Origin of the sequence: Arachidicoccus sp., from assembly GCF_050436765.1 — a bacterium.
Lineage (GTDB): Bacteria > Bacteroidota > Bacteroidia > Chitinophagales > Chitinophagaceae > Arachidicoccus.
The window spans coordinates 420-4,877 of record NZ_JBNQGD010000079.1 but is presented as its reverse complement, the minus strand read 5'-3'; the positions used below and the strand labels follow the sequence as shown (position 1 = coordinate 4,877).

Here is a 4,458-nt window from a genome sequence, read left to right as displayed (position 1 = left end):
TCAATTTTTTGACCAGGTTTCCAGTTCCAATTAGGAAAGATATGTAAAACCGTGTCGGTAGTACAAACACTCTTAAAAAGATAATATGCATCCTTAGGGAAACCCGCCAAATCCACAATTCCAAAATAAGAACTACGGGCAGGATAAGGATAAGGTGTAGGTTCACCCAAATAATCAAAGCCGGTCCACATATACATGCCACTCAAGAAAGGGTATTTTAATAACGGCTTCAATGTTTCTTCGTAAGTAGAAGCCCAAGGTGCCGAACTATTATCATAGGCCGAGCAGACAAAATTAGGTGTACCTCCATTTTTTTCTCTTGTAAAACCTGCCCAACGACGAATAGAATCAGAAGGCATTAAATATTCACCACGCGACTGTAATGCAGAAGAAGTCTCTGTAAGAATAATTTTTTGATCCGGAAACATCTTTGCCAAATTAGGTAACAGCCTAAAATGATAATTGAAGCCTAATAAATCAAGTGCTCCTGATTTAATAATATTATTCTTTGGAGAAAAATCTGTCAATGCCGAAGTAATTGGGCGGCTATCTAAACTCTTCACAATTCCGGCCAAGTCTCTTGCAATACTGCGTCCTACAGTGTCTTTATCACCGCCGCCTTGTTCTGGAATTTCGTTTCCAATACTCCAAACAAAAACAGAAGGATGATTGCGGTCACGCAAAATTTGATCAGTTAAATCTCGTTTATGCCATTGTTTAAAATACACATGATAATCATATTTATTTTTCCCGTCTTCCCAACAATCAAAAGCTTCATCCATTACAATGAATCCCATTTTATCACAAAGATCCAACCACTCGGGAGCAGGCGGATTGTGTGATGTACGGATGCCATTAATACCCATTGATTTTAGAATTTGCAATTGGCGCTGCATAGCACGAACATTTATAGCCGAACCTAATGCACCTAAATCGTGGTGCATACAAACGCCTATAATCTTCAGGGGTTTCCCATTTAAATAAAATCCAGAATCCTTGTCAAAATGAAAAGAGCGAATACCAAAAGTTGTCGTGTACTCATCTTGCTTTTTATTATGTACAAAAACTTGCGAAACAGCTTTATACAAATGTGGCGTTTTTATGCTCCAAAGTTCCGGATTTGACAAAACAAAAGATTGCGCTTTTTCAATTTCTTTACCTGGATCCAAACTCATTTTCTGTGACAAGACTTTTACAATTCTACCTTTGTCATCAAAGACAATAGTCTTTAATTCAATCGCAGAAGCCTGTTGCAAAGTATTTTTTATTTTAGTTTCAATTGAAACAGTCGCTTGTGCGTCGGATACCTCGGGCGTAGTAATATAAGTACCCCAATTATCAACATAGACATTCCCTTTTTTCTCCAACCATACATTTCTATAAATACCACTACCACTATACCAACGTGAATTGGGTTGATGATTTTCTGCCATCACCTTTAATACATTTTTTTCGCCACCAAACTTCAAATAAGGTGTCATATCGTATTGAAAAGAAGCATAACCATAAGGCCTTGTGCCCAATTTATGACCATTTATCCAAACGGTACTATTCATATACACCCCATCAAAATCAATAAATATATTTTTGCCCTTATCTTTTGAAGGCAGCGCAAATTCCTTTTGATAAAGCCCCGTTCCACCACGCAAACAGGCCCCTCCGTTCCCACTAGGGCTAGTCGAATCAAAATCAAGGCCAATACTCCAATCGTGAGGTAGTGTTACTGGTTGCCATTTTGCAGCATCTAAAGCCTGTTCACTGTAATCGTTTGCACTATCAAGCTTAAAAAGCCAATTCTCATTAAATTTTTCTCTCGAACTTTGGGCATTTGCGGTAATAGCAAGCCCTGTCATAGCAAAAGCAAAGAGACCTAACAGTATTTTTTTCATCATTTTATGAATTGATTTTAAATAAAAGGAAATGGAAAAGTACTAAATAAAACTATTTTTAGCAACAAACATCGACTATAAAATGTCAATTCCTGAGTTTATTAACTAAGTTTCTTCCCAAAAGGAGCAAAACATAAAGACATTAATTTGAAGTGCTGCTTACCGAAAGGAATTCCAATAATTGTAATACAAAATAGCAAGCCAAAAATAAGATGTGTAAACGCAATCCAAATGCCGCCGCAAAATATCCAAAATATATTCAAAACAGTAGGAATGCAACCATCCGTAATTCCGGGTTTTTTATCAGAAATTGTCATACCGAAAGGAGCAAGTGACGCAATTCCAATTTTAAAACATTGCAATCCAAACGGAATACCTACAATGGTTAGACACAAAATGAATCCGCCAACCATGTATTCAAGAAAGATAATAAATCCTCCAAAAATAATCCAGATGATGTTGCCTAAAATATTCATACAGCTAAAAGTTATAACCGCAATGGGAATTTTATTCCAATCAATTTAAAATTTAATCACTTTTTTCCTCTTCTTTCAGCGCGTTGTGTGAAAGAAAATCATATAATTTTTGCGATTCCAATGTAAGTTTGTCAAATTTAATATTGAGTTGGGGAATCAAATCTACCAACGTGTTTACACGACCTTCGGTATTCAAAAATTTATTCAATACCACAACGCTGCGTTGCTCAAGCAAGCACCAACCACTTTGGAAATTTCCCCGTTCATACCGAACTACGTAACCCGATTCGCTCAAAACATTTTCCAACTTATCCACAAATGCCGGTGTATACTTTATCATAAAATAAATTCTAATGATTAAAATTAGTTAAACTTCTCTACTTCAGCAAGCCTTTGATTTCATTGAGTTTCATCAAGGCCTCTACCGGAGTAAGACGATTAATATCCATATTTTCGAGAGCGTTGCGTATATCTTCAAAAACTTCAGTTTGAACATCAAAAATTGAAAGCTGTAATTGCGGTGCATTAATTCCTTTGATTTTACTTTTTAATCCATCTTTAGCAGCAGCAATATGCTGATCACTATCCTCATGTTTTTCTTCTAATTGTTTCAAAATATCATTGGCACGATCAATCAACTCGGGAGGCATTCCGGCCATTTTAGCCACATGGATACCAAAGCTATGTGTACTTCCCCCTCTCGCTAATTTTCTTAAAAAAATAATTTTATTTCCGACCTCTTTATTCGTAATATGGTAATTTTTCACCCCTCCCAAACGTTTCTCCAAATCATTCAATTCATGATAGTGTGTTGCAAACAATGTTTTGGGTTTGCAAGAAGAATTATGCAAAAATTCTACAATACTCCAGGCGATAGAAATACCGTCATAAGTAGAAGTGCCACGCCCAATTTCGTCCAACAGAATCAAACTGCGCGGAGAGACATTATTAATAATACTAGCTGTTTCATTCATCTCCACCATAAAGGTGCTCTCACCGCCACTTAAATTATCACTTGCTCCTACCCTCGTAAATATTTTATCAGTCAAAGGAATTCTTGCTTCAGTTGACGGGACAAAACTTCCCATGTGTGCCATTAGAGTAATGAGGGCCGTTTGTCGCAACAACGCACTTTTACCACTCATATTCGGGCCAGTTAGAATGATTATTTGTTCATTTTCAGCATTTAGTAAAATATCGTTGGAAATATAAATCTCACCGGCCGGCAAATTTCTCTCAATAACCGGATGCCTACTTTCTTTTAATTGCATATCAAATCCTTCGTGAAGCAAGGGTTTTCGATAATTATATTGCTGCGCATTTTGCGCAAAACAATGCAGACAATCCAATATAGCCAAGGCATTCCCATTCACCTGAATTGGCGCAATATAAGCAATCAATTCATTGAGTAACCTCTCATAAATACTAGTTTCAATCGAAAATATTTTATCTTCTGCGCCAGTAATCTTTTCTTCGTATTGCTTTAATTCTTCGGTAATATATCGTTCAGCGTTTGTCAAAGTTTGTTTACGAATCCACTCCTGTGGCACTTTATCCTTATGCAGATTAGTTACTTCTAAATAATAACCAAACACATTATTAAAACTAATTTTTAAGGAACTGATACCTGTTTTTTCAGTCTCTTTTCTTTGTAAATCTTGCAAATACGCTTTACCGTTATGCGCTATATTGCGCAGTTCATCGAGTTCGCTGTCAATACCCTCTTTGATTAAATTTCCTTTGGAAACCAAAGCAGGTGGTTCTTCCGAAATCTCTTTTATAATTTTTTCAACAATATAGTGACAGGGATTGATAGCATTGGCCAGATTTTTTAAATAGTGGCTCTGCGAACTGGAGCAAAGGAATTTTATTTGTTCACACAACTGCAAACTTTTGGCTAATTGCATTACCTCACGAGGGCTCACTTTCTTCAAAGATATTTTGCTCGCCAATCTTTCCAAATCACCACATTGTTTTAACAATTGCTGTAAAGAGACATTTAATTCCGAATGCAAAATCAAAAATTCCACCGTATCGAGTCGTGGGGTGTTTTTTTTTCAGTTGTTTAAATGCCGTCCAAACCCCCGAGTGCA

The 4,458-nt window shown here is 36.5% G+C and carries 4 protein-coding genes; all 4 read right to left on the bottom strand.

The annotated features are described in order from the left end of the window. On the bottom strand, nt 1-1,892 hold a 1,892-nt coding region (locus tag ACQR30_RS03360), incomplete at its 3' end, for a glycoside hydrolase family 2 TIM barrel-domain containing protein (RefSeq protein WP_429731247.1). A 98-nt stretch (nt 1,893-1,990) separates the two neighbouring features. Then, a complete protein-coding gene (locus ACQR30_RS03355; RefSeq protein WP_429731244.1) occupies nt 1,991-2,365 on the bottom strand; it encodes a YccF domain-containing protein in 375 nt (124 codons plus the stop codon). Nucleotides 2,366-2,417: 52 nt separating this feature from the next. After that, on the bottom strand, nt 2,418-2,705 hold the full coding sequence (locus ACQR30_RS03350) for a hypothetical protein (RefSeq protein WP_429731240.1): 288 nt from the start codon (nt 2,703-2,705) through the stop codon (nt 2,418-2,420). A 37-nt stretch (nt 2,706-2,742) separates the two neighbouring features. Continuing rightward, entirely contained in the window at nt 2,743-4,380 is a 1,638-nt protein-coding gene (gene mutS, locus ACQR30_RS03345; RefSeq protein WP_429731238.1) for a DNA mismatch repair protein MutS, read from the bottom strand. Nucleotides 4,381-4,458 lie beyond the last annotated feature (78 nt).